Genomic DNA, 2,645 nt, shown 5'->3' with positions numbered 1-2,645 from the left:
GCACGGATCGTCAGACGTTCTACGTGGGTTGTTGTGTTAGCAGCCTGGTAGCTGTCAACCAATGCATCAACGATCGTATCGTTCAACTGGATTTGGGACACTTGTGTGACTGCTGTGTCGTTGGTCAGTTCGATGTTACCGATGTTGGAAATGCCGTTGAAGTCACCGATGGATGCGTTTGTTGCATTACGCAGTTCGATCACGTCGTCGTTCTTTTGGCTGTTGTTTGTGCTGTTGTTGTCAACTGCACCACCGTTGATAGCGTGGGAACCATTGAAGTTGGCATCAGTGAAGATGATACGGTCGGCTGTGCGGGAAGCACCTTCTTCGCCGTTGTAGCTGAAGCGGCTTGTGGCGCTCAGTGTACGTGCATCAATAACAACTGCGCTTTCAACGGCTGTACCAGCTGTGTCAGCGGCATTAGCTGCATCATTGGCTGTGTCGTTGTCATTAACGATGGCCAGAACACCTGCGTTGTTGTTGGCAGCGATCAGGGCATCTGTCAATGTCAGACGGTAGTTACCTGCACCGTCAACACCGGCGTTGTTGGATGTACCAACCAGACGGATTGTTTCGAAACCGGAAACGTTCGTCCATTCAGACGCGCCCAGAGCGATAGTGTCGCCCAGTGCTGCACCTGTCAGGTCGCCGTCAATAACCAGTGTATCTGTACCAGCACCACCTACGACTGTGTCGGAGATCGTCAGGCCAGCACGTGTGTCTTGCAGGTTATCGAAAGTAACTGTGTCGTTACCAGCACCCATCTTGATGTTTTGCGCGCCGTTAGCAGCATTGCTTGTGGAAACGCGGATGATGACGCTGGCTGTTTCTGCGGATGCATCGATAGTGCCAGCAACCAGTTTGATCTGGCCAGCTGTTTTGGACAACTCTTGTACGCCAGCGATGTTAGCTGCTGCGCCGCCTGTTGTGTCGATACGGTACAGACCGCCGTTACCTGCGACTGTTGTGTCGAGGTTCAGGAAGGTTGTAGCGGAACCAGCACCTGCTGTTGTACCAATAGTGATGGTGCCTGTGTGGGCAGCAACGTTGGCCAGAGCAACTGTGTTGGATTCTGTATCAGCATCAACCAGAGTGATGTTTTCTACTGCGTTGGTGTTCAACACGAAGTTGAAACGTGGGTCAACGTTCAGGCCTTCAGCGATAGTCACTGCAACTGTGTCGGATGCGCCAGTAGCAACGGCCAGATTGGCGTTGATGGTGGATTGGCCGATGGCGTTGGAGCCTGTGTCGCTATGACGGATGGTGATAGCAGCGCCTTGGGCAACACTCAGGTTGTTGAGTGTGAACACGTCTGTACCAGCTACCGGTGCGGAGTTCGCAGGTGCTGCTACGTTGGTGTTGGAGACGTTGCGAACCAGTACGCCTGTGACGTCTGGCAGTTTGGCGAAGTCAACTGTGGAAGCGGCGTTGTTCAACAATACTTGAACTGCTTCTACTTTGGTGATGATGGAGGAACCAGCTGCACCGGCTGTGACGTTACCGCCGTTGACGATAACCAGTGTATCTGTACCGTCGCCGCCTGTGATGCTGTCAAGTGTTTCTACTGTGTCAGCCAGGTAGAATGTGTCGTTACCAGAACCACCAGTGATGGTGACGTTTTGGACGGAACCGGATGTGTCAGCTTTACCAGTAGTGAAGATGCCATTGCCGAGGTTGAGTGTCAGGTTGCCTTTGAATGCGGATGCATCAATGGCGGACAGACGGCCTGCAGCTTGCAAAATACCACCGGAGTAGTTGACGGATTCAATCGTCGTTACACCATTGACAACATTGGATGTTTGGGCCAGTGTGAGGTCTTTGTCGCCAGTGATGATGACTTTGCCTGCTGTACCTGTGTCCATTGGCAGGTTCAGTGTGCCGATGTTGTTGACGTTACCAGTGCTGTTGATGGTCAGTGTTTCGTAACCTTGGTTGCCTACGCCTGCGGCGGATGTGCCGGAGGTGTTTTGACCAATGTTGACTGTACCAACTTGAACGTCGGACAGGTTGAGTGTACCAACGTTAGCGCCGAGCAGTGTGCCATTGCCGAAGGAGAATTCAACTGTACCGGCGTTGTTGGCGTTGGTGCTTGTCAGGGACAGTGTGTCGAGAACAGATTTGATGTTTTCGATACGGGCAACGTTGGTACCTGCTGTGGAAGCGATACGGTTGATGCCAACGTTTTTGAGGCCAGTTGCATCTTGCAGATCGACAGCAACAACGGCGTTGTTGTTGACGTTTTGCGCATCAGCAGAACCAGTGAACGTGAAGTTCGCTGTTTGGATATTTTTCAGTGATGGGGTGATGATTGGCGCGCCGTTGTCATTGGAGTTACCCAGTGTGGCTGTCAATTTGTTGTTGGCTGTGGCGGATGTGTTGGAGCCTGTCAGTACGTCTTCGTCTTGCAGGGCGTTAACACGGGAACCACCGTTTGGTGTGTAGACCAGACCGGCTGTGAAGTTTTCAGCTGTAGCTACGTCTGTGTTGCTTGTCAGTGTGAAGTCTTTAACACCGCCGCCATTGACGATGGATGTCAGGACTGCATCTTGAACAGCGATTTGGGATGCTTGTGTAGCGGAATCCAGCACTTTGCTCAACCAGTCCTTAGCCAGGGCTGTGTTGCTTGGCAGGGAGTAGGCAACGAT

The 2,645-nt window shown here is 52.3% G+C and carries 1 protein-coding gene; it reads right to left on the bottom strand.

The features are described from left to right. On the bottom strand, window positions 1–2,645 hold a 2,645-nt coding region (locus ACO0LL_RS30280; RefSeq protein WP_422954530.1), incomplete at both ends, for a beta strand repeat-containing protein.

It is taken from the genome of Undibacterium sp. TC4M20W (assembly GCF_049340245.1).
Lineage (GTDB): Bacteria > Pseudomonadota > Gammaproteobacteria > Burkholderiales > Burkholderiaceae_D > Undibacterium.
This window is presented reverse-complemented; position numbering and strand designations above follow the sequence as displayed.